A 291-nucleotide genomic window follows, 5' to 3' on the forward strand; every position below is an offset into this window, starting at 1 on the left:
TATGCCGGCATACATCCCGGCCCGCTCGATCCCGACTTCGGGACCCTCGACCTGCCCCGCATCGCCGCGGGGGCCGGGGGCGACATCAGCCCGATCGTGCGGCGCGTCCCGCGGCGGGTGATGCCCCTCGGCGCCGCCGTCATCCTGCGCGCGCTGCTGGCCTTCCTCACCTTCGCGGCCCTCGGCGCCCTGGCGATCCCGGCCATGGCGCGGGCGGAGGGCCTGCGGCTGCGCGGCGACGGCACCGCCCGCGGCGACGTCCTGACGCTCGCCGATCTCGTCGAGGGCGCG

Annotated in this window: 1 pseudogene; it reads left to right on the forward strand. The window is 77.7% G+C overall.

Going from position 1 to position 291, the window contains the following annotated elements:
• Nucleotides 1-291 (forward strand): annotated as a pseudogene (locus ACLBX8_RS32080) (flagellar basal body P-ring formation chaperone FlgA); the annotation flags it as partial.

The organism is Methylobacterium sp. D48H, from assembly GCF_053345715.1.